This window comes from Halovivax asiaticus JCM 14624, assembly GCF_000337515.1.
Taxonomy (GTDB): Archaea; Halobacteriota; Halobacteria; order Halobacteriales; family Natrialbaceae; genus Halovivax; species Halovivax asiaticus.
This window is the reverse complement of sequence record NZ_AOIQ01000006.1, coordinates 414,680-436,359: the sequence shown is the minus strand read 5'-3', so window position 1 is coordinate 436,359 and position 21,680 is coordinate 414,680. Positions and strand designations below refer to the sequence as shown.

Below are 21,680 nucleotides of genomic sequence, written 5' to 3'. Positions count from 1 at the left end.
TCACCTGTGAATTGAGCCGCCTCGTCGTCAGTCGTCGCCGTTCGCGTCGACGATGACGACTTCGCCGTCGACCACGTCGACGTTGACGAGTGTCTTGACGTGGTAGCCGCTGTCTTCGACCTCGTTTGCACCGCCGACCTTTTTGATGACGGCGACTGAGTCGACGACCTCGGCGCCGATTTCGTTTAGCGCGTCGATGACTGATGCGAGCGTCCCGCCTGTCGAGAGGACGTCGTCGAGAACGAGAACGCGCTCGCCTTCGTGCACGTCGTTGATGTACATCTCGTTCTCGGAGTAGCCAGTCTGTTGGGCGATGGCGACTTCTCCCTCGAGACCGTACTCCCGTTTTCTGATGACTGTAAGCGGAAGGTCGGTCATGAGCGAGACGGCAGTCGAGATGTGGATTCCCATCGCCGCGGGGGTGACGATGCGGTCTACCTCTTCGAGATGGGCTTTTCGAATAATTCTGATGACGATCTCTCGAAGGAGTCCGGGATCGAGTTTCGGGACGCCGTCACTGATCGGGTGGACGAAGTACTGGTAGCCGTCGTCTTTCTCGACGATCGGCGCCTCACGAAGCGACCGTTCCAGTTGATCCATGTCGCTGGTGGGGCCGACGCGGAGTAAAACCTGACGAATGTCGAATGCCTCGGGGAGAACCGATATCTGTCGAGGTCATAGTATCCCGTCTCTCGCTCACGAAGGATCGGCCCCCGATCGATCGCTTCTCGGCTCGCTCTTAGGTCTCGTCCCGATAGGAGAGTTCGGGCGGGTGGCTCCCGTAGCCCAGGCGCATCGTCCGTTCGTGGTAGATGTGGACGGCCGCGGTCGCCGTAAAGACGAGCGCCAGCAAGGCCGTCCAGCCCAGTGTCGGGACGATGGTGAGGGGGTAGACGCCACCCCATAGCGCCGCGACGAGTGCGCAACTGATGGCCCCGAGTGAGAGGTACAGTTCTCGCCAGGCGAACTCGTGTCCCGGGACGATCTCCAGATAGACACTGATGTCACGGGTTCGATCGGTGGCCTCGATCACGCCAGCGTCGGAGTCGAATACGAGGATGCCGGACTCGTCCATCTTCGGCAAGTGCGTCTGCTGGAGCGTCGTGTAGACGCGCTTTCGCTGTTCGGGTGTGACGCCGTCGAGCGTCGTTTCGTACTCCCAGGCAGCGACCTGCTGAGCCAGGTCTCCGAGTTCGACCGGTCGGTCGTCCTGCTTTAAATACTGGAGGACGAATCGCCGTCGCTGGTTGCGCAACACCTCGAATACTTCGCCTTTCGATAGCTGGTCTGTGGGTGCGTGATCGGGCAGCATACTGGAATTGGTGGGCGTATTGGATCCATGGCGGGCTGTGGATCCGGTCACTCGTTGGCACGAACGCGTTCTATTTAACCTTCCTGACTGATCGCTGGCGGCGGTGCAGTTTAGACGACTTGCTCGAGTGAGCGTGCAATCGCCTCGGCCAGATCGGCCTTCGTCCCGGTAAACGAGGCGACGTCACCTGCGTGAACGAGCAACGCGCTGGTTTCGTCTTCGCCCATCACGCTGGCGTCGTTCGCGACGACGAAGGCGAGGCCGACCCGGTCGAGCACGTCTCGCGCTGCGTCGATCATGGCTTGCTCGTCGCCACTCGTCTCGGTCTTGAAGCCGACGATGGGGAGATCTGGCCGGTCTGCCCTGACTGTATCGATGAGCTTGGCCGTCGGTTCGAGCGTCAGTTCGCGCTCGGTGCCCGATCGAATCTTCCCGTCCCGTTCGTCGGTCGTGTAATCCGCGAGAGCGGCTGCGGAGACGAGGACGCTCGCCGTCTCGCAGGCCGATCGGGTTGCCTCGATCATCTCGGCGGTCGTTTCGACGCTGATCACGTCGGCGTCGGGTAGCGTCCTGTCGTGCGTGTTCGCTGGCTTTTCGACCGAATGGGGGCCGACCGGTCCGTGGATCAGCGTGACGTCCGCGCCGCGAACGTAACAGGCACGGGCGACGGCCTGCCCCATCCGTCCGGACGAGCGGTTCGTGAGGACTCTGACGGGGTCGATCGGCTCGGCAGTCGCCCCGGCTGTGACGACGACGTGCTCCCCTGCGAGCGGCGTTTCTCCCGTCGCCCGGGCGACGGCCGTACAGACCGCGTCCTCGGTCGCGATCTTCGCTTTCCCCTCCTCGATCCTGGGATCGACGAGATCGACGCCCCACGATTCGATCCGCTCTAGGGACGCGAGCACGCCCGGGTGGTCGTACATCGGTTCGTGCATCGCCGGTGCGACGACGACCGGAACGTCGGCGCCGAGCGCCGTCGTCGCCGTCGTCGTGACGGGTGTGTCGTCGATGGCGGCGGCGAGCTTTCCGACGGTGTTTGCCGTCGCCGGGGCGATCAGGAGGACGTCGGCCCACCCGTCGCGACCGCACAGTTCGACGTGTTCGACCCGCCAGGAAAGTTCGGTGACAGTCTCGTTTCCGGTTGCGTAGCCGACAGCGTTGGGATGGACGATCCCGCTCGCACTCTCGCTCATCACTGCCCTGACAGAAGCGCCACGGCGGCGCAGCTCGTGGGCCAGTTCTACCGTCTTCACGGCCGCGATCGACCCAGTCACCCCGAGTGCGACGTTCACGTCTTCGAGCGGCGGCATGTGGTATCCGACGAATGCGGCCGTGGCGGGTTAAACGTTGACCACTGACTCCCGTGTCGTGGCCTCCTGGGATCTACTTCTGGTCAGCCGACGTTTCACTGTCGAGAACCCGCCTTGCATTGTCCCGCGGACGATAGCCGAGATCCGTCTGGGCCTCGACGATCGAGAAGTATCGTTCGTCGTTCGCGGAGACGACGTGGCAGGTCAACGGCGACTCCTCGATGCTGTGAGTGACGGATTTACGAAGGGCGTCGCGACAGTCTCGCGGACTGAGGTACATCGCGCGAGCGAACCTGGCGTGGTCGTCGTCCTCGGACTGGGTCTCACGGAGCGACTCGTCGTCCAGCAACCAGCCGATGCGCAGGTTGACGACCGTCAGGCCGTAGCGATCCGCGAAGTACGTCCCGATGGCTTCGCCCGCGACCTTGCTGATGCCGTACGGTGAATCTGGTCGCGGGGTATCGTCGGGGAACACGGGACGAGGCTGCTCGACGAGCGACTCGGGCTCGGCCGTGTCGGCGGCGTTGTACATGTGCATCGTGTGGTTCGTACTCGCGAAGACGACGCGGTCGAGGTCGTTCTCGACGGCGGCGTGATAGGCGTTGTACGTCCCGTCGACGTTCGCGTCGAGCACCTCGTCCCACGAGGCCCACGGCGACGGGTTCGCCGCCAGGTGCACGAGTGTGTCGTACCCATCGAGAACCTCGACGAACCGGTCCCGATCGGTTACATCGAGGGTGACGACGTCGATATCGTCAGCATCGCTGCGGGCCAGTACCGTCGTCTCGTGCTCGTCGAGCGCGTCGAGGGCCTGTCGCCCGACGTTGCCGGTGCCACCGGTGATCGCAACGATTGCCATGCACCGTTGACGGCGCCCGGCAGGAAGAAACGTCACCCGTCGTGTGCGCTTTGCGACTGGCGACGGACCGGTGACCGTCACACGTCGACGGGGCGTGGGTGATTGGTCAGTTATTTGCCCGCGACACGTGCGGTTGGCTCAGTTATTCGTCGACGACGCGTGGATGCTGCGTCGGTTCGTCGGCGAACGGTTCCTCGAGTTTCTGGGCTAACCGTCTCCGAGCTCGCTCGTCGCGAGCCAGCCGTTCGTCGGCCTCGATCTCGTCACAGGCGGGTGGGACGTCGCGGTCCCGTCCGGTAAAGTATCCCCGTGGTGCCACCCAGTCGTGGTAGAACGGCGTGTCGCTGTCCTGGACCACCGCCAGACCGACTGTGGCGCCGTGGCCGGCAGCGACGATCGCCTGATGGGGTGTGTCGGCGATTCGGCCCGCCGCGTAGAGCCCGTCGACGGTCGTCCGCCCGGCTCGATCGACCGACACGACGTGCTTGTTCCCGCGCTGGATTCGCTCGACATCGGTCTCGGTGAGGTACTCGCTGTCCGGCCAGGAGGCCGCGACGACCCGGCGGGCTTCGTAGTTCCCGTCTGCCCCCGCGAGTTTGAACGGCCGGACTTCTGGGCCGCTCGCCGATTCGACACTACCGGCCACACGCTCGATCCGATCATCGACGACCGTACAGCCAGCCGATTCAGCCTGATCACGGACGATAGACAGGTAGCGTCGTGCGTCGAATCCGGCTGGCAGTCCGGGATAGTTCTCCAGACTCGCGTTTCGGGCGAGGATCGACTCTCCGGCCGAGACGACGAGCGTATCGAGCTCGGCGCGGGCCGTGTAGAGGCCGGCGGACAGTCCGGCAACGCCGCCACCGACGACGATGCAATCGTACATGGGTGTCACTCCATCGGCGACCCCACAACGGTTCCGATTCGATTCGAGGCGGATCCGCATCCGCGCAGACGAGTAACGCTTACCCTCCCCGCCCGCGAAGGGCGAGTGTGGATCGGATCGTCCTCAGCACGCTCGTTCATCGGGATCCGGAAACCGTCTTCGAGACGGTCAGGGACTTTCGGACGTACCCGAACTACGCGCCCGTCCTCGATGCGGTCTCGGCCGACGGCGACGGCGGGATCGGGACGCGTTACGATCTCGACTTCTCGTGGTGGAAACTCACCTACACCGCTCGCTCCGAAGTGACTGCGATCGACGCCCCCGAACGGCTCGCGTGGCGCCTCCGCGAAGACGTCGACGCCGCCGGCGAGTGGCGCATCGAACCGGCTCCCGATGCTGCCCCACCAGACGTGGAGACGGCGAGCCGACTGTTCTTCGACGTCGCGTACGACCCGCATACGGCCGATCCGAACGCGATTAGCCTGCCGCGATTCGTCTCGCTCGACCGGGTCATCGGACTCGTCCGCCCGCGGCTGTACGACGAGGCCGAGAAGGTCGTCCGTCGATTGGTCGCGGATATCGAGGGCGAGACTCGCGACGTCGAACTCACGGTTCACGAGCAGCCCGGGTCATAGACGTGAGTGGTCTGGTTCGGTAGCCGTTCGCGGCGACGGAGTTGGGGTCGGACCGGCGCTACAGTTCGTCGACGACCTCGATCTCACCGTCCATCGTTGGGTGGGGCGTGCACCGGTAGGTAGCCAGTTCGTCCGTCGCGGTGACGGTGAGGAACTGACTCTCGTCAGGTTCCGGTGTGATTTCAGTGTAGTACTCGTTGACGACCTCACCGGTACTGTTTCGCAGCTCTATATTGTGAGCCATTCCGTCGCCCTCGTCCCACCCGATACGGTACTCGCGGCCCCGTTCGAGGACCAGCGTCGGATTGTCCACGCCCTCGATGTGGGCGGGGTCTTTGCCGACCCACGATGTCGTCATCCCCCGGAAGACGATTTCCTCGACGTCGGCCCAACTTTCCCGGCTTCCGAGCGAGAACTGGGAGACGACTTCCGTCTGGCCGTCCCACCCCTCTCCGAGCACGTCGAACCGCCCCGTTCCGACCTCGTTAGCAGAAATGGTCAGCGACTCTTCCTCGCGTATCAACTGGTAGTTAGTCGGTGATTCGATCGACGCTCCCTGGACGTAGAGTCGCTTGGCAGCGCCTCGCTCGGCAAACGTTATCGTGACGGCACCGATTCCGTCGCTCTCGATTCGGACGCCGGGATTCACCCGCGTCAGCAGCCCATCGGAAATCCAGGTGTACCACTCGTCGTCAATTTCGATGGCCGTTACCTCGACGGTGAGGTCGACGGGTTCGTCGGCAATCGATGTCGTGAGCGCGTACTCGACGGAGGCAGCGTCTGTTACGTCGGCATCGAGCTCCCGATCATACTCTCTGATTGTCTCGTGGCCCGTATCTCTACATTCGATCCCGTCGACCGGTGGTAGCTGTGCCTGGCGGTACTGTTCGGTTATTCTCGAGAACTGATCGGCGGAGTCGTACGCGGTCGGTGCGTATTCGACCGCTTCCTCGTACTCCTCGTTCACGATCGCTTCGACGAGTTGATGCCCGCTCTCGCACGGTTCTGATTCCGTCGAACCGTCCGTCTCAGGCTTCGAGCCACCGCCAATGTCGGTCAGACAGCCTGCCAGACCCACGCCGATGGCGCCGGTCACTCCGCTGAGGGCCGTTCTCCGTTTCATACCAACACGTATCCAAGGGAAGTTAATACGGGTTGTGGTTCTGAAAAATGGTGATCGTCCCCCAGCGATGGACTTGTCGAACGTGCCTGGGCTCCCGCCGGCGCTTAAAGCATGTAGTCGGCCGTTCCATCCTCGCGTTCGAGGAAGGCCGTCAGCAGGTCGACCGTCGCCGCCACGTCGTCGCGGTGGACGGCTTCGGTGACGGTGTGCATGTAGCGGTTCGGGATCGAGAGCGCGCCGACCGGTTTGGCGCCGTGGGTGTGCTGGAAGCCAGCCGTGTCCGTTCCGCCGGCTGGCAGGACTTCTAACTGGTAGTCGATGCCTTCGTCCTCGGCGATGGCTTTGAACCGGCGGTGTACTTTCGGGCTGGTGATGACGCTGCCGTCTTTGAGTTTGATCGCTGTTCCCTCACCGAGTCGAGTGACGTGCTCGCCCTCGTCGAACTCCGGGACGTCGTTCGCGACCGTCACGTCCATGGCGATGGCCAGGTCCGGATCGACGTCGACGCCGAGTGCCCGAGCGCCGCGGAGGCCGACCTCTTCTTGGACGGTCGCACAGAAGTGGATCGTCGCGTCGGGATTATCGATCGCCTGGGCCGTCTGGAGCATCGCGTAGAGGCAGATTCGGTCGTCCATGGCCTTTCCGGTGAGGGTTTCACCCACCAACTCGGTGGACTGGTCCATGGTGACGAGATCGCCGACCGAGACGCGGTCTTCGACCTCCTCGTAGGGGAGGCCCAGGTCGACGGCGACGTCCTCCACGTCTGGGGGCGTCTCTCGTTCCTCGGGGTCCATCGTGTGTGGCGGTGGGGAACCGATCACCCCTGGGAGGTCCTCGTCTTCCGTGTGGACGGTGACGCGCTGGGCCTTCAGGACGCGGGCGTCCCAGCCGCCGAGCGCATCCAACTTGAGGAAGCCACTTTCGCCCTCGTCACCCTCAACGTGGCTGACCATGAACCCGATCTCGTCCATGTGGGCCGCGACGGCGACTTCGTAGTCGGTCGAACCGTCGATCGTGCCGACGACGTTACCCATCGCGTCTGTCCTGACGCGATCGACGGAGTCGGCAAACTCGGCTCGTACGAGTTCACGGATTCGATCTTCGTACCCTGGGACACCGCTGGTTTCGGTGAGCTCGACCGCCATAGATTCGTCCAGTTGGTGAGGTTCCATGCCCGTCACTCGCGAGCGTGTGAACATAAGCGTCTGGTTACAGGCTACTGGCCCTGGACGGGCCAAGGATATGATAGTAGAGCGAAACGAGGCCCCGACACACAGGCTGTATCGCCAGGTATCGGATGCGTGATTCTGGAACTCGTCCGCGAATTCAAGGTACGGTACGAACCACGAGGTATTAACCGGACCGTATCGTATTCGGGCGCATATGAGTGAGGTGCGCGTCGCGGGTGTCGGACTGACGTCGTTCGGAGCCAGCCCGAACCGAACGGGTCGCGACCTGTTCGCGGAGGCTGCCGACAGTGCGTTCGAGGATGCCGACGTTTCGCGAACGGACGTCGAGATAGTGAGGTACGGAAATTTCATGGGCGAACTCGCCGAACACCAGGGTCATCAGGGACCGCTGATGGCCGAAGCGGCGGGGGTCTCTGCTCCGGCAACCCGGTACGAGTCAGCCTGTGCCTCGAGTGCGACGGCGATTCGAGATGCCGTCGTCAGCATCCGGAACGGTGAATCGGACGTCTGTCTGGTCGGCGGGGCCGAACGGATGACCCACCTCGGGACGGCCGGGGCGACGGAGGCCCTCGCGATCGCCGCAGACGACCTCTGGGAGGTCCGTGCCGGCGTGACGTTCCCCGGTGCGTACGGCCTGATGGCCACGGCGTACTTCGATCAGTTCGGGGGTGGGCGAGAGGACCTCGCCCACGTCGCCGTGAAGAACCACGTGCACGCCCTCGAGAACGAAAAGGCCCAGTACCAGCGGGAGATTTCGGTCGAGGACGTCCTCGAGGCGCCCGCCGTCTCCGAACCGCTCGGGCTCTACGACTCCTGTCCGATCTCCGACGGTGCCGCGGCCCTCGTCCTCGTCAGCGACGAGTACGCCGAGACGCACGACCTCGCTGCTCCCGTCGCCATTACCGGCTCCGGGCAGGGAGGCGACCGGATGGCACTCCACGATCGGGAGCACCTCGCGCGCTCGCCCGCCGCGGACGACGCCGCAGCCGAAGCGTACGAAGATGCCGATATTACGGCCGACGACGTCGCTGCGGCCGAAGTCCACGACTGCTTCACCATCGCCGAAGTGCTGGCGATCGAGTCGCTCGGCATCGTCGACCGTGGCGAGGGAATCGCCGCGGCTCGGGACGGATACACGACCGTCGATGGCCCTGTACCGGTGAACCTCTCCGGCGGACTGAAGGCCAAGGGCCACCCGGTCGGCGCGACCGGCGCGTCCCAACTCGTCGAACTGACCCACTTGCTCGAAGGACATCACCCACACAGTGACGCGATCGACGGGGACACCGTCGTCGCTCACAACGCCGGGGGCACGGTGGCATCCTGTGTGGTCCACGTCCTGGAGGTGGTCGCATGAACGAGTGCAATGAGTTCCTGCGAGTACGCCAGCGCCAGTGCGACGCGCTGGAGGTGGTCGCATGAGCGACGACGTTCGTAACGACGGCTATGACGACTGGCTCGACGCCCTGGAGGGCGACCAGGCGTTCTATCTCGAGTGTACGGCGGGACACGGCTCACTTCCACCGCGACGGGTCTGCCCCGAGTGTGGGTCGGGGGAGCTTTCGGAAACGCCCCTTCCCACGGCCGGGGAACTCGACACGTTCACGGTCACTCACGTTCCGACCCCGGCGTTCGCGGACGACGCACCCTACGTCACCGGAATCGTCGACTTCGGCCCCGTCCGAGTGACTGGTCGCGTCCTCGAACTCGATCCCGACGAGATCGAACCAGGACTCACCGTCGAAGCGACAGTTATCGAGACGGACACGACTGGCGAACGGCTCGTCGGATTTCGACCGCGATAGGCCCACCCCGGTTCCTGTCTGTTCTGCAGAAATCCGTGGCCGCGCTGGCTAATCGCCCGATACGCCAGTAGCGGTGTCGGGTTCTGTCTGCGTCCAAACGCCTCTGTCCAGATCGATCGCGTCGTTCCACTTGCCGACGACGGTCGAAACAGCGAGATCGCCGGTGACGTTGTTCATCGTGGCGATGCGACCGAGGATCGGGTCGACGCCAGCGACGAATCCCACGATGGCAAGCGGGAGCCCAACCTGGTTGAGCACCACGGTGAGCATGACGATCCCTGCCCCGGGGACGCCGGCGGTGCCGATACTGATCAGGACGGCGACGATCAGCACGAGGACCTGCTCCGAGAGGGCGAGCGGTTGCCCGACCACGTTCGCGGCGAACACGACGGTGATCGCCTGCCGGATGGCGGCACCGTCCATATTCGCCGTGGCCCCGACCGGAAGGGCGAACGAGTAAATCCGTTCTTTGATGCGAAGGTCCTCTTCCGCGTTGGTCATCGTCACCGGAAGCGTGCCACTCGACGACCGGGTAGCGAAAGCGGTCACCATTGCGTCCTTCGACCCGGCGAGGAACGCAATTGGCGAAACGTCCGCAACCACGCTCATCAGGAGGAACAGGTACGTAAACGAGATGTGGATGCCGACCGCTATCGCGACGGCGAGGACGAGTGCCCCGAGTGACGAGAAGACGCCGACCCCTTCGGTACCGATTCCGGCGGCCATGAGTGCGAAGACGCCGACGACACCGTATTCGAGGACGCCGCGAACCACGACGAACATCGCTTCGGCGCCGATCTCGAACGCCTCGAACACCGAGTCTACGCGGTCTGCGACCTCGTCCTGCTGGGCCCGTACGTAGGTGAGTGCGATTCCGAAGACGATCACGAAGAAGACGGTCGCGAGCAGGTTCCCCTCGGCCATCGCGGCGACGGGATTGTTCGGGACGATCCCGAGGACGACTTCGGTGAGCGAGGGTGGCGCCTGGGATTCGGCTTCACCGCCCGTAAACTCGACACCTCGTCCGGGTTGAAGGACGTTCGCCACGGCGAGCCCGATGATCCCTGCGATGGTGGTTGTCACCGCGTAGAGCCCGACGGTTGCCCCACCGATTCGGCCGAGTCTGGCCGGTGAGAGCTGGCGGATCCCGGTCAGTAACGTAAAGACGATGATCGGGATCACCAGCATGTTGAGCAGTCGGAGGAAGAGGTCCCCGAGCGGTTCGACGACCGTCATCCGGTCGCCGAATGCGATGCCCGCTACGGATCCGAACACGAACGCGAGCGTGATCCGATAGATCAGCGGGACCGATCGATACCGCTGCCAGACTGAACCGATCGATGTCATACACGTTTCACGGTCCGTCTATGTAAACCGCTATCTCTCCCACCCAAATTTGAAGCCACCTGTGACGGTCGTTTGTCGCCGGTGGCGCAATCTGTGATCGGTCTGTGGACGAGTTGCCGAGCAAAAACCGGACTGATGGCTTCGAATGGTCCTCAGTTCCTTCCCACCACCCGGATGTGGGTGTCGCAGCTGCCGGCCAAAATCACCGGTAGCTTCTCTCTCTCTCTCTCTCTCTCTCTCGATAACTGTGCACGCATTCAGTGGCGCGGTGTCGGTCACCGCCTCACTCGACCGTCGCGTCGAGTTCTGCGAGGCAGTCTTCGACGGGAGCAAGTACGTCGCTGGCGATGGTGTACGGATCGGTCTCGCCGCGCTGGACGGCCTCGGCGAGTCCGTCGACACCGCCGTGGCGCTCGAGTTCGGTTTCGAGCAATTCGTGAACGTCTTCGCGGAGGAGCGTCCGGATCTCCTCGGCGTGGCGACGGTGGCTCCGAGCGGCGAGTTCCCCCGACTCGGTCAGGTACTGTCGGTGGTCGGCGAAGGCGTCGAGTAGTGCGTCGATTCCGTCTCCGTCGGTTGCGATCGTTTCGACGATCGGTGGCTGCCAGGAGGCGGGTGTGCCGGCTCCGTCGGTCTCCTCGTGGTCGCCCTGTGTTTCGTTCTCGGCATCCCCATTGTGGGTGGCCCCCGGACCGTGGTGGCCGGCGCTTGCCCCGAAACGCGGGCCGTCCCCGAGTTCGATCATCTCCATGAGTTCCTGGACGGTGCGGTCGGCGCCGTCGCGGTCGGCCTTGTTGACGACGAAGACGTCGGCGATTTCGAGAATGCCGGCTTTGAGCGTCTGGACGGAGTCGCCCGATCCCGGCGGGACGAGGACGGCGACGGTGTCCGCGGTGCGGACGATGTCGATCTCGTTCTGGCCGGCGCCGACGGTCTCGATGATGATCTTGTCCTTGCCGAAGGCGTCCATGGCGGTGACGGCGTCCGTCGTCGCCGTCGAGAGCCCACCGAGGGTGCCACGGGCGCTCATCGAGCGGACGAAGACGTCCATGTCGCCGATCGTCGAGGCCATCCGGATACGATCGCCGAGGACAGCCCCCCCGGTGAAGGGCGAGGAGGGATCGATCGCGATGATGCCGACCGTCTCGCCGCGCTCGCGGTAGGTTTCGGCCAGCTTGTCGACGAGCGTGGACTTGCCGGCACCGGGTGAGCCGGTCACCCCGATGACGTCCGCGGTTCCGGTGTGGTCGTACAGGTCCGAAACCAGTTCGCGGTAACCGGGTTGGCGGTTCTCTATCGTCGAGATAGTACGAGCGAGTGCCCGGTGTTCGCCCGCGAGCAATCGGTCGACGAGCGACGGTTCGTGAGCGGTCTCACCACCATCCGGGAGCCTGTCTTCGGGAGCGGCGTTCCCGTCCGCATGCTCGTCGCTCATCGCTCGGGGGCGTTTTCGCGGACGAACTCGATCGTCTCCTCGATCGAGGTGCCGGGGCCGAAGATCGCGGAGACACCCTCGTCGGCGAGCCCCTCGCGATCCTCTTCGGGGATGACACCCCCGACGAGTACGAGCGTATCTTCGGCGGCCCCGTACTCTTCGAGGCCGTCCATGACTTTGGGGACGAGCGTGTTGTGTGCGCCGGAGAGGATCGAGATCCCGAGCACGTCGACGTCCTCCTGGACGGCCGCCTGGACGATTTCTTCGGGCGCCTTGTGCAGGCCCGAGTAGATGACTTCGAAGCCAGCGTCGCGGAAGGCCCGGGCGATGACGTGGGCTCCACGATCGTGTCCGTCGAGGCCGACCTTCGCGACGAGACAGCGAATCGATCGACCCGCCTGTTCGGTACTCATGTGCAGGGATTCGACCCCGGCGCGTTTGACTCTAACGGACTTTCGCCGCTGACGGTCGGAACGACACCGTCTGAGGCCACATGCGGACACCGATTCGGCGGTCGATTACAGATTTGCACCCGAACCAAAGGCTAAAGACCCAATCTGCCCAATATCCACGTAATGAACGACGGACGTGTCTACTATCGGAGGGATCTATCGTGGGCGTCGAAATAACCGAACCGGACGTCAGCGACGCGGAGTACGAGGCCATGAAGCGGTTCGTCTTCGAGTATCTCGCCGCGAGCGTCGAGAAAGAGGACGATGGCGGACGCATGCGCTGGTATCCGTGGCACTCCGCGGAGTACCGCCACAATCACATTCTGAACGTGACCGATCTCGCCGCCGACATCGCCGAGGCGGAAGGGGCAGCGGTCGACGTGACGAAGACCGCGGCGGTCTTTCACGACGTCGCGAAGCTGGAGACCGCCCAGGATCGCCACGCTGAAGCGGGCGCCCGGATCGCACGCGAGTACCTGCAGTCACAGGGGGAGTACCCCGAGTCGTTCGTCGACCAGGTCGCTCGTGCCGTGGAGAACCACTCCTATCAGGGATCGGTGAGCGATCTGCCACTCGAGACCCAGTGTCTCATCGAGGCTGACCTGCTCGACAAGGTCGGCGCGAACGGCACGGCACTGATGCTCCTCAGGATGGGCTACGAGTCCCGCGTCCACATGGACGCCGACGAGATGGTCGAACGCGTCCTCGAACGCGGCGTCGATGCCGTCGGCCGGGTCGAGAGCGAAACGGCCCAGGGTCTGGCACACCAGCGACTCAAGCGTGTCAAGTGGTTCCGGGAGTGGCTCGAAGACGAGATTGCCGGGATGGGCGAGTAACCCCGGAGCGGGGCCAAGTACCGCGCTCAGGCACTCCCCGGTCCGATGACTCCCGACTTCTGAGAGCTGTTCTTCGGCGGTGGGAACGGCCGTCCTGTTATAGGTGCTGTTGGCACCGAGGTGTACCTGTAGAGGTGACCGACGATGTCAACGACCAACGCAAACCGGCTCGAGGCCCAGTACGGAGGAATTTCCCTTTCGGGATCACCCCACGCACTCAGCGCGTGGGCGGTCGTCGCGTTACGAATCGTGATGGGTGGTGTGATGCTGTTCGCCGGCCTCGGTAAGGTGAGCGAGTGGCCGTTCGACGCGAGCGGCTTTCTCGTCCACGGTGTCGACGCCGCGAGTCCCGTGAGTGGACTCTACGCGGCGATGGCCGAGACGCCGATCGTCCTGGAGACGATCAACGTGATCGTCCCGGCGACGCAACTCCTGATCGGGATCGCCCTGATTACGGGTGCGTTCGTTCGACTGGCGGCGCTCGGCGGGGCGATGCAGATGACCCTGTTCTACCTCGGCGGGTGGGCGGGGGACTGGCTGGCCCTGTTCGACTCGACGCTGGTCTACGCGTTCGTCTTCCTGGCGATCGGGGCGTTCGCGGCGGGACGGATGGCCGGCCTTGACAGCCGGATCGAACGGCTCCGCGTGGGCGGTCGACCACTCCTCGAGCGCTACCCGCGGCTCAGGTACGTCCTGGGCTGATATGGTGAGCGCTGCACATCCTCGTTTTTTCGACGCTTTACTTCTAGAGCAGTCCCGTCGCTCCCATCGTCAGGAAGAGCACGCCGAATCCGGCGAGGACGAGACCACTCGCACTGGCGATGACGGGCGCGAGTTCGTCGACCCGATTTCCCGCCTCGACGAGTGTCGCGGGGAACGTGAGGACCCAGAGCCCGATCCCGGCGAAGAAGCCGAGCAAGAGCGTCGGCGATCCGGTCTCGACGACGAGCGATCCGGCGAGGTCGGCGCCGACGTACGGGACGTGCGAGAAGACGTCGAGCGTCCCCTCCTCGAGGAGGCCGACGCCCACCGTGAGCCAGAACCCGATCTGGTAGGGGTTCGTGGCGGCCAGGACGAACGTCTTCCGGAAGCCGGCAGCCGGATCGTCGTCATCGACGCGCGAGGCGAAGGCGTCTTTCGCACTTCGGAACGCGTCGACGGCGAAGTAACACATCAGGACGCCCCCGAACAGGTAGAGGAGGGGTCGAATCGCCGGCTGGGCGTCGATTACCGCGACGACGCCGACCAGCGTGAGGACGAAGAAGAGTGCGTCCGCCGTGAACGCACCGAGACCCGCTTTGACCCCCGGATACCAGCCACGGAGCACGCTCTCCTCGGCGATGATGGCGTTCATGGGGCCGGGCGGCGCGGCGAGCGCCAGGCCGAAGACGGCGCCGACAGCGAGCGTTCCGACGGATTCGAACACGCTCACAACTCGGTGTGAACCGCACAAAAGCCTCCCGGTGGCGGCTATATCCACAGAATCCGCCGCGGCCAATTCGCCTCGGAGTGGATCCGCCGTTCAGGCCTTCGCTTGCCAGCTTCGGACTCGGTCCGCACTGACGCCGTCGACGTCGCTGGCGATCGCGTCGGGATCGGCGTCCGAGAGATCGTCGACGCTTTCGATGCCGGCCGCCGCGAGTTTCTCCGCGGTCTTCGCCCCGATGCCGTCGAGGGCCTCCAGGTCGGAGCCGCTCTCGGCCTCGCGTGCCTGGTACTCCCGATAGTTGCAGATGGGACAGCCGAGTTCCCAGGGTTCGTCGTCATCGTCGCCGTGCACCCGTAACTCGGGCAGGTCGTGTTCGTCACAGCGCTCGTCGGTCACCTCGATCTCGCCGCGACGTGGCAGCGGGAGCGAGTACTCGCAGTCGGGGTAGCGCGTACATCCGACGAGCCGTGAGCCGCTCTGGAGGGTCTTGATCGCGAGCTCGCCGCCGTGCTCAGCACCGCATTCCGGACAGTCGCCGATCACCGGCCCCTCGCCCGCGTCGTCGGCCGCACATTGTGGACAACCGTGGACGAACGTCTGGCGCCCGGCGAGCATCTTGATCTCTTTCAGGTCGTGTTCTTCACAGGTGTCGTCCAGAATGTGTGGTTTCCCCGTCGAGGGGAGCTGGAGGGTGTACTCGCAGTCTGGATAGCCGTCACAGCCGACGAAGTACGAGCCGTAGCGGCTGCGTCGAACGAGGAGGTCCTCGCCGCACTCGGGGCAGGGGCCGAGGCGCTTGTCGTCTTTGAGCGACTTGCGGAGGTGGTCGCCGATCTCGTCGCGCGAGTCGGCGAGTTCGTCGAAGATCTCGTCTAGCATCTCGCGGGACTCCGCCGTGACGTCGTCGAGACTGGCTTCACCGGAGGCGATGGCGTCCATGTCGGCCTCTAACTGGGCGGTCATCTCTTCGCTGACCACCTCGTCGGCGAACTGCTCGGCGGCGTCGACGACGGCCATCGCGAGTCGCGTCGGCCGCGGCGGATCGTCTTCCACGTAGCCCCGGTCGTAGAGCTTCTCGATGATGTTGTGTCGGGTCGACTTCGTCCCGACACCCATCTCCTCCATGGTCTCGATCAGGCGGGATTGGCCGTACCGCCGTGGCGGCTGGGTCTGCTTTTCCTCGATCTCGGCATCGGACAGCGTGAGCGTCTCGCCCTCGGTGACGTCGGGGACGAAGTTCTCGCTCGTGTTGAAGTACGGATAGACGGCGTGGTAGCCCGGTTCGACGAGTCGTTTACCGTTCGCCTTGAGCGAGTGGTCGGCGACGTCGGCGACGACCTTGAGGTGTTCCCAGCGAGCGGCATCGGCGAGCGTCGCGTAGAATCGGCGGACGACGAGCTCGAAGATCTCCCACTCGTCGTCGCTCACCTCGCCGCGGGCGGGGATCTCGCCTGTCGGGTGGATAGGCGGGTGGTCGGTCGTCTCCTCGTCGCCCTCGGTGGCGACGAGGTCGTCGTCGGTCTCGAGCAAGTCTTCGGCGCTTTCGCCGAGTGTCGGATGGCCGACGAAGTCGTCGAGCAGCGCCTCCGGATCCAGATCGTCCGGATAGACCGTGTTGTCCGTTCGCGGGTAGGTCATGTACCCCGCGGTGTAGAGATCCTCGGCGATCGACATCGCGCGCTTGGCCGAGTAGCCGATCGCGCTGGCCGCCCGGATGAACTGCGTGGTGTTGAACGGGGCAGGCGGCGTGTCCGTGCGCGTTCGTCGGTTGACGTCGACGACCGTCGCCTCGCTCGCCGACGAGAGCGTCTCGAAGACCGACTCGGCGACCGACTCCTCCCAGACCCGTTCGGCCTCGTTGTCGTCCTCGTCGCGATAGAAGTACTGGGCTTCGAACGCATCCCCGTCACCGTCGTCTTTTATCAGGTCAGCGAACAGTTCCCAGTAGTCATCCGGATCGAACGCCTCGATCTCGCGTTCGCGGTCGACCAGGAGCTTCAGCGTCGGGCTCTGGACGCGGCCGACGGAGATGAAGTCGTTACCGAGCTGGCCGGCCGACAGCGAGAGGAATCGGGTCAGCGACGCGCCCCAGACGAGGTCGATGATCTGACGTGCCTCGCCCGCGGCCGCCAGGTCGAAGTCGAGTGACTCCGGCTGGTCGAACGCCCGTGTGACCTCGTTCTCCGTGATCGAGGAGAATCGCACGCGCCGGATCGGCACGTCCTCGTCGACGTCGCGGACGATCTCGTAGGCTTCCTTCCCGATGAGTTCGCCCTCGCGATCGTAGTCGGTCGCGATCGTGACCTGTTCGGCTCGCCGGGCGAGGAGTCGGAGCGTGGCGACGATGTTCTCCTTCGTCGGCCGTTTTTCGACGCTGGCGTCGATCAGTTCGACCGGTTCGACGTCGCGCCAGTCGCCGTACTCCGGCGGGAAGTCGACGCCGACGACGTGGCCGGAGAGTCCGACGCAGCGCTTGCCGCCCCACTCGTAGACGTTGACGCCGTTCTCGCGCGTCGACTGCATGGACTCGCCGCTCAGGATGTCGGCGATCCGTCTCGCCGCGTTATCTTTTTCCGTAATTATCAGTTCCACGCTGGCGCACCTCCCACGGGGTTCGTTCCGGTCGTCATTGGGGGCGGCTACGCCGGTTGCCCCCATAACCGTTTCGGCGCTAATCGCAAGACAGCGCGGGTGTGCGCGTCGTACGCGGGCGTTGCGCGCACGTGAGGTCCACCGTGTGGGAACTGCGTCGTGGCCGTGTGGGAACCGTGTCGTAAGGGAACGCCCAGACCGGTGTCGATGGGTCACACGCCCGGTAGTGTGGGGTGCGACCATTTATCTATGGACCGGCCGATCGTCCAACGGAGGCCTACCCGTGTCACAGCCAGACCGCAAGGGGATCGACATGACGACGGGCGCGATCACGCCCAAACTCTTTCATCTCTCCTGGCCGCTCGTCCTCGGGAACCTGCTGCAGACGGTCTACAACCTCGCGGATATGTTCTGGGTCGGGCAGATTCCTGGCGATCAGGACGTCGGCGTCGCTGCGGTCTCGCTCATGTTTCCGCTCTCGTGGATGTTCGTCTCGACGGCGATGGGGCTAACCGCGGCGACGATCTCGCTGGTCTCCCAGTACGTCGGCGCCGACCGACGACGGACGGCCGATCGCGCCGTCGCACAGTCGATCTTGCTGGCGATCGCCGCGTCGAGCGTGCTCGCCGTCGTGGGTCTGTACTTCAGGCGACCGATCCTTCGGTTGATGGGCGCACAGGGGCCGGTGTTTGCCGATTCGCTCGCCTACATCGAGGTGATCTTCCTCACGCTCCCGCTCACGTTCTGTTTCTTCGTGTTTCGATCGGCCCTCCAGGGCGCTGGCGACACCCGAACCGCGATGTGGCTGGTGCTCATCTCTGCCGGGATCAACGTCGTCATCGATCCGTTCTTCATCCTCGGGTGGGGCCCGTTCCCGGCGATGGGGACACGCGGGGCCGGGATCGCCACGTTCATCTCACGCGGCGTGGCGACGGCGGCCGGCATCTACATTTTACTCCAGGGTACGTACGGCGTCGAACTCCATCTCGGGGATTTACGACCCGATCCGGCCATGCTCTACCGGTTGCTCGACGTCGGATACCCGGCGACGCTCGACGGCTGGGTGCGCAGTTTCGCGTCGGTGGCCATGGCGGGCTTCGTCGCCCGGTTCGGTGGTGCGGCGATCGCGGCGTACGGCATCGGCGTTCGGCTGATGTCGGTGACGTGGTCGGTCTCGGGAGCGGTCGGCCAGGCGACCGCGTCCGGAGTCGGGCAGAATCTGGGTGCCGGCCTCCCCGAGCGAGCGCGGACGGTTGCCCGAACCGCGACCCTCGGAACGATGGGATTCATCGCGATCTGTGCGGCGCTGGTCTTCGGGTTCCCTCACGAAGCGATGGGCGTGTTCGTCGACAGGCGGGCGACGATCCAGGAGGGAGTCCTCTTTCTCCGGATCGTCGCGCCCTTCTGGGCGTTCTTTTCGGCCGTGATGGTCATCCAGGGCGCGTTCCGCGGGGCGGGCAACACTCGCGAAGCGATGGTCCTCTCGCTTCTGTCACGCTGGGTGTTTCGGGTGCCCGTCGCGCTCGTCCTCGCGTTCACGGCCGTGACGGTTCCGTACACGTCGATTACGATCCCAACCGCTCCCTCGATCGACTACGGCGTTTCGGGTATCTGGATCGCCTACGCCGTCGGCATGGCCGCCACGTTCGTCGTCGCCGTCGTCTGGTTCCGCGTCGGGAACTGGACGGAGGCTGTTATCGAGGACGGACCCGTTGATTCTCCCCACGAGGGCGACGAATCGCCCGCCGACTCGGACGAACAACGAGTGGTCGACGATTGAGTGCCCGTCGATTCGGGAAACGTCTTTTTCGGTTCCCGACGGATGATCCGGTATGGAACGCACCGGGTTCGACGAATCGATAGCCAGTGACGGCGAACTGACCGTCGACCGACTGAGTGATTTGCTGGGAACGTCCGACCTTGCCATCAATCGCTATCGCGTGCCGTCGGGTGGTCGCCTCCCGGCCGGCTTGCACGCCCACGTCGATCAGGAGGAGGCGTTCGTCGTCCGCTCCGGTGAGGCGACGTTCGAGACGCTCGCGGGTGAGGTGTCCGTCTCGGCCGGCGAGGCGATTCGGTTCGCCCCCGGCGAGTTCCAGGCCGGTCGCAACGCCGGTGACGAACCGCTCGTTGTGCTGGCGATGGGAGCACCGCGGGAGAGCGAGGACGTCCGCATCCCGATCGTGTGTGCTGCGTGCGGCCACGACGATCTTCGTCTCGATCTCGGCGACGGTTCGCTCACGTTCGCCTGTCCGGGATGTGGGATCGAACGGGAACCGGCCCCATGTCCGTCGTGTTCCGGCGACGACCTTCGGGTGGTTCTCGAGGAGGCGACTGCCGAGCCAGTTGCTGCCTGCCAGGAGTGCGGATCGACGTACGAGCGGCCACCCGTTCGCGGCGAGTGGTGAGAATATGCGGGTTCGGCGACGGAGCTGTGTTCCCGTTAGTCGTCGAGTTCGGCACGCAGGAGCTGGTTGACGGTGCCCGGATCGGCACTGCCGCCGGTGGCCTGCATGACCTGGCCGACGAGGAAGTTGATCGCGCCGTCGTCGCCCTCGGCGTAGTCGGCGACTGCATCGGGGTTGTCGGCGATCGCGGCTTCGACAGCGGCCTGGACTTCACCCTCGTCGGTCTTGCCGAGCCCTTCGGCTTCGACGATCGCGTCCGGAGCTGCTCCCTCGTCGAGCATCGTCCGGAGGACGATCTCCTTCGCGTTCTTGGCGGTGATCTCGTCGGTGGCGACGAGTTCGACCAATCGGGCAACCTCGTCGAGGCGATCCTCGAGTTCCGTGATCGCCATGTCGCGGTAGTTGAGTTCGCCCAGCAGTTCGTCGGCGACCCAGGTCGCGGCGAGGTCGGGATCGAACTCGCTCGCCAGATCCTCGTAGAAGTCGGCGACCTGCTTGGTCGAGGTGAGTTTCGAGGCGGCTTCCTCGTCGAGGGCGTACTCCTCGCGGAAGCGTTCGCGGCGGGCCCGTGGGAGCTCCGGAATCTCGATCTCCTCGCGCCAGTGGGCGACCTGCAGCGGCGGAATGTCGGCTTCTTCGAAGTAGCGGTAGTCCTTCTCCTCGGCTTTCGATCGCATCGAGACCGTAATGCCGCGACTCTCGTCCCAGTGGCGCGTCTCCTGTTCGACGACGCGCCCGCGCTGGATGGCGTTTTTCTGCCGCGTCTCCTCGTAGGCCAGCGCCTTCTCTGCACCCTTGTGACTCGAGATGTTCTTGACTTCGGTCCGGTTCGCCGATTCGAGCGCCTCCGTCGAGAGTTCGCCGTTCTCGTCGGCTTCCGCGGCCTCGACGATCGAGAGGTTTGCGTCGACGCGGAGACTCCCGTCGCGTTCGGCGTCGAAGACACCCAGGTACTCGAGTACCTCCTCGAGTTCGGCCAGGAAGGCCCGGACTTCGGCTGGACTGCGGAAGTCGGGCGCCGTCACGATCTCCATCAGCGGCGTCCCGGCGCGGTTGTAGTCGATCAGGGTGTACTCCGCGGAGTCGATGCCACCGCCGCCGCCGACGTGCTGGAGGCTGCCCGGATCCTCCTCAAGGTGGGCGCGTTCGATCTCGATGGGGCGTCGCTCGCCCTCGACGCGCACCTCGAGTTCACCCGACTGGCAGATAGGCTCGTCGTACTGGGTGATCTGGAAGTTTTTCGGCAGGTCGGGGTAGTAGTAGTTCTTCCGGTGAAAGCGGGTCTCCTGGGGGATCTCCGCGTCGATCGCCTTCCCGATCTTCACTGCGGCTTCGACGGCGGCCTCGTTGACGACCGGCAACGCTCCCGGCAGGCCGAGGCAGACGGGACAGACGTGCTCGTTCGGCTCGTCCGCGTCGCCCGTCGAACACCCACAGAAGATCTTCGTCTCGGTCTCCAGCTGGACGTGGACCTCGAGCCCGATGACGGTCACGAGCTCACCCTGCTGGACGGTCTGGGCGGTCATTGGACGCGTTTCGGACCCTGTGGCTTAAAGGATAACGGAGCGACGCTCACGGGCGGTGAAGCGACTGCTGATCTCCCGCCCAGCCCCTCTCTCGGCATCTCTGGATGCTCTCGAAGTAATGTCAAAATAGAAGGCTGTGTCTGACACACGTTTATGTGGCCCGAGTAACCCCTAGTTGGTATGCCGAGAAATCGCGTCGAGGAACTCGAGTCGACGGTTCGTGAACTCGAGTCGACGGTCGAGGGCCTCACCGAAGAACTGGTCGAATCGAAGGAGCGAATTCGCGTCCTCGAGGATCTGCTCGATGCCGAACAGCAGTCACGAGTGCCGGAACGACGGACGACCGAGGCACGCGAAGCCGGCCCCGACGATGTCGCGGCCGCGACCGCCGAAGCCGACGCCGACCCGGCCGACCTCGGACTCGAGGCGGACCCCGAAGCCGAGGCGGTCGAGGAACAGGACGAACCACAAGAGTCAGGTACCGACGAAATCATCGTCGCGTAAAGGATCCGCGCTTGCGGGTGCGCGGAGGTTC

Annotated in this window: 21 protein-coding genes; 8 read left to right on the top strand and 13 right to left on the bottom strand. The window is 64.6% G+C overall.

Annotation, left to right across the window (positions count from 1 at the left end; translation table 11 throughout):
* Positions 1-27 precede the first annotated feature (27 nt).
* The 5 genes from hpt to C479_RS03100 all read right to left on the bottom strand — a co-directional run bounded on the left by hpt (position 28) and on the right by C479_RS03100 (position 4,367).
* On the bottom strand, positions 28-600 hold the full coding sequence (gene hpt, locus C479_RS03120; RefSeq protein WP_007697661.1) for a hypoxanthine/guanine phosphoribosyltransferase: 573 nt from the start codon (positions 598-600) through the stop codon (positions 28-30).
* Positions 601-739: 139 nt separating this feature from the next.
* Positions 740-1,312, bottom strand: coding sequence for a DUF7344 domain-containing protein (locus tag C479_RS03115; RefSeq protein WP_007697659.1), 573 nt, complete (start codon positions 1,310-1,312; stop codon positions 740-742).
* A 110-nt stretch (positions 1,313-1,422) separates the two neighbouring features.
* Positions 1,423-2,622: a bifunctional phosphopantothenoylcysteine decarboxylase/phosphopantothenate--cysteine ligase CoaBC gene (gene coaBC, locus C479_RS03110; protein ID WP_007697658.1), complete on the bottom strand. Its 1,200-nt coding sequence runs from the start codon at positions 2,620-2,622 to the stop codon at positions 1,423-1,425.
* A gap of 73 nt (positions 2,623-2,695) precedes the next feature.
* Entirely contained in the window at positions 2,696-3,481 is a 786-nt protein-coding gene (locus C479_RS03105) for an NAD-dependent epimerase/dehydratase family protein (protein ID WP_007697657.1), read from the bottom strand.
* A 142-nt stretch (positions 3,482-3,623) separates the two neighbouring features.
* Positions 3,624-4,367, bottom strand: coding sequence for an NAD(P)/FAD-dependent oxidoreductase (locus tag C479_RS03100; protein WP_049907026.1), 744 nt, complete (start codon positions 4,365-4,367; stop codon positions 3,624-3,626).
* A 107-nt stretch (positions 4,368-4,474) separates the two neighbouring features.
* Here C479_RS03100 and C479_RS03095 point away from each other — a divergent pair, with 107 nt between their 5' ends.
* On the top strand, positions 4,475-5,002 hold the full coding sequence (locus C479_RS03095) for a type II toxin-antitoxin system RatA family toxin (RefSeq protein WP_007697655.1): 528 nt from the start codon (positions 4,475-4,477) through the stop codon (positions 5,000-5,002).
* Between the two features lie 58 nt (positions 5,003-5,060).
* Here the strand turns inward: C479_RS03095 and C479_RS03090 are convergent, their stop codons facing one another.
* Both C479_RS03090 and C479_RS03085 read right to left on the bottom strand, forming a co-directional pair.
* Positions 5,061-6,125, bottom strand: coding sequence for a hypothetical protein (locus C479_RS03090; protein ID WP_007697653.1), 1,065 nt, complete (start codon positions 6,123-6,125; stop codon positions 5,061-5,063).
* 104 nt (positions 6,126-6,229) lie between these two features.
* A complete protein-coding gene (locus C479_RS03085) occupies positions 6,230-7,297 on the bottom strand; it encodes a M42 family metallopeptidase (protein ID WP_049907025.1) in 1,068 nt (355 codons plus the stop codon).
* A gap of 211 nt (positions 7,298-7,508) precedes the next feature.
* Between C479_RS03085 and C479_RS03080 the strand changes: the two genes are divergently transcribed.
* Positions 7,509-8,672, top strand: coding sequence for a thiolase C-terminal domain-containing protein (locus tag C479_RS03080; RefSeq protein WP_007697651.1), 1,164 nt, complete (start codon positions 7,509-7,511; stop codon positions 8,670-8,672).
* 61 nt (positions 8,673-8,733) lie between these two features.
* The gene (locus C479_RS03075; protein ID WP_007697650.1) at positions 8,734-9,120 is read left to right on the top strand and encodes a Zn-ribbon domain-containing OB-fold protein; all 387 of its coding nucleotides are present in this window, start codon (positions 8,734-8,736) and stop codon (positions 9,118-9,120) included.
* A 48-nt stretch (positions 9,121-9,168) separates the two neighbouring features.
* Here C479_RS03075 and C479_RS03070 read toward each other — a convergent pair whose 3' ends face one another.
* From C479_RS03070 to C479_RS03060, 3 genes are all read right to left on the bottom strand, one after another.
* Positions 9,169-10,467, bottom strand: a complete 1,299-nt coding sequence (locus tag C479_RS03070; RefSeq protein WP_007697648.1) for a dicarboxylate/amino acid:cation symporter — start codon at positions 10,465-10,467, stop codon at positions 9,169-9,171.
* 283 nt (positions 10,468-10,750) lie between these two features.
* The gene (meaB, locus tag C479_RS03065; RefSeq protein ID WP_007697641.1) at positions 10,751-11,902 is read right to left on the bottom strand and encodes a methylmalonyl Co-A mutase-associated GTPase MeaB; all 1,152 of its coding nucleotides are present in this window, start codon (positions 11,900-11,902) and stop codon (positions 10,751-10,753) included.
* Positions 11,899-12,315, bottom strand: coding sequence for a cobalamin B12-binding domain-containing protein (locus C479_RS03060; RefSeq protein WP_007697638.1), 417 nt, complete (start codon positions 12,313-12,315; stop codon positions 11,899-11,901). Before C479_RS03060 ends, meaB begins: the two co-directional genes overlap by 4 nt.
* Positions 12,316-12,515: 200 nt before the next feature.
* On the opposite strand from C479_RS03060, the gene C479_RS03055 reads away from it, so the two are divergent.
* A complete protein-coding gene (locus C479_RS03055) occupies positions 12,516-13,190 on the top strand; it encodes an HD domain-containing protein (protein WP_007697636.1) in 675 nt (224 codons plus the stop codon).
* Positions 13,191-13,334: 144 nt separating this feature from the next.
* Positions 13,335-13,892 (top strand): DoxX family protein, encoded by a 558-nt coding sequence (locus C479_RS03050; RefSeq protein WP_007697633.1) that lies wholly within the window; start codon positions 13,335-13,337, stop codon positions 13,890-13,892.
* 43 nt (positions 13,893-13,935) lie between these two features.
* Here C479_RS03050 and C479_RS03045 read toward each other — a convergent pair whose 3' ends face one another.
* Together C479_RS03045 and C479_RS03040 are read right to left on the bottom strand one after the other, a co-directional pair.
* A complete protein-coding gene (locus C479_RS03045; protein ID WP_049907051.1) occupies positions 13,936-14,616 on the bottom strand; it encodes a LysE family translocator in 681 nt (226 codons plus the stop codon).
* Positions 14,617-14,712: 96 nt separating this feature from the next.
* Positions 14,713-17,211 carry a DNA topoisomerase I gene (locus tag C479_RS03040; protein WP_007697630.1) on the bottom strand — a complete coding sequence of 833 codons (2,499 nt, stop codon included), beginning with the start codon at positions 17,209-17,211 and terminating at the stop codon, positions 14,713-14,715.
* 313 nt (positions 17,212-17,524) lie between these two features.
* Between C479_RS03040 and C479_RS03035 the strand changes: the two genes are divergently transcribed.
* Both C479_RS03035 and C479_RS03030 read left to right on the top strand, forming a co-directional pair.
* Positions 17,525-18,991: an MATE family efflux transporter gene (locus tag C479_RS03035; protein WP_049907024.1), complete on the top strand. Its 1,467-nt coding sequence runs from the start codon at positions 17,525-17,527 to the stop codon at positions 18,989-18,991.
* Between the two features lie 52 nt (positions 18,992-19,043).
* A complete protein-coding gene (locus C479_RS03030; protein WP_007697628.1) occupies positions 19,044-19,619 on the top strand; it encodes a cupin domain-containing protein in 576 nt (191 codons plus the stop codon).
* A gap of 35 nt (positions 19,620-19,654) precedes the next feature.
* Here C479_RS03030 and gatB read toward each other — a convergent pair whose 3' ends face one another.
* The gene (gatB, locus tag C479_RS03025) at positions 19,655-21,145 is read right to left on the bottom strand and encodes an Asp-tRNA(Asn)/Glu-tRNA(Gln) amidotransferase subunit GatB (RefSeq protein ID WP_007697627.1); all 1,491 of its coding nucleotides are present in this window, start codon (positions 21,143-21,145) and stop codon (positions 19,655-19,657) included.
* A 180-nt stretch (positions 21,146-21,325) separates the two neighbouring features.
* Here gatB and C479_RS03020 point away from each other — a divergent pair, with 180 nt between their 5' ends.
* Positions 21,326-21,649 carry a DUF7518 family protein gene (locus tag C479_RS03020; RefSeq protein WP_007697626.1) on the top strand — a complete coding sequence of 108 codons (324 nt, stop codon included), beginning with the start codon at positions 21,326-21,328 and terminating at the stop codon, positions 21,647-21,649.
* The last annotated feature ends 31 nt before the right edge of the window (positions 21,650-21,680 follow it).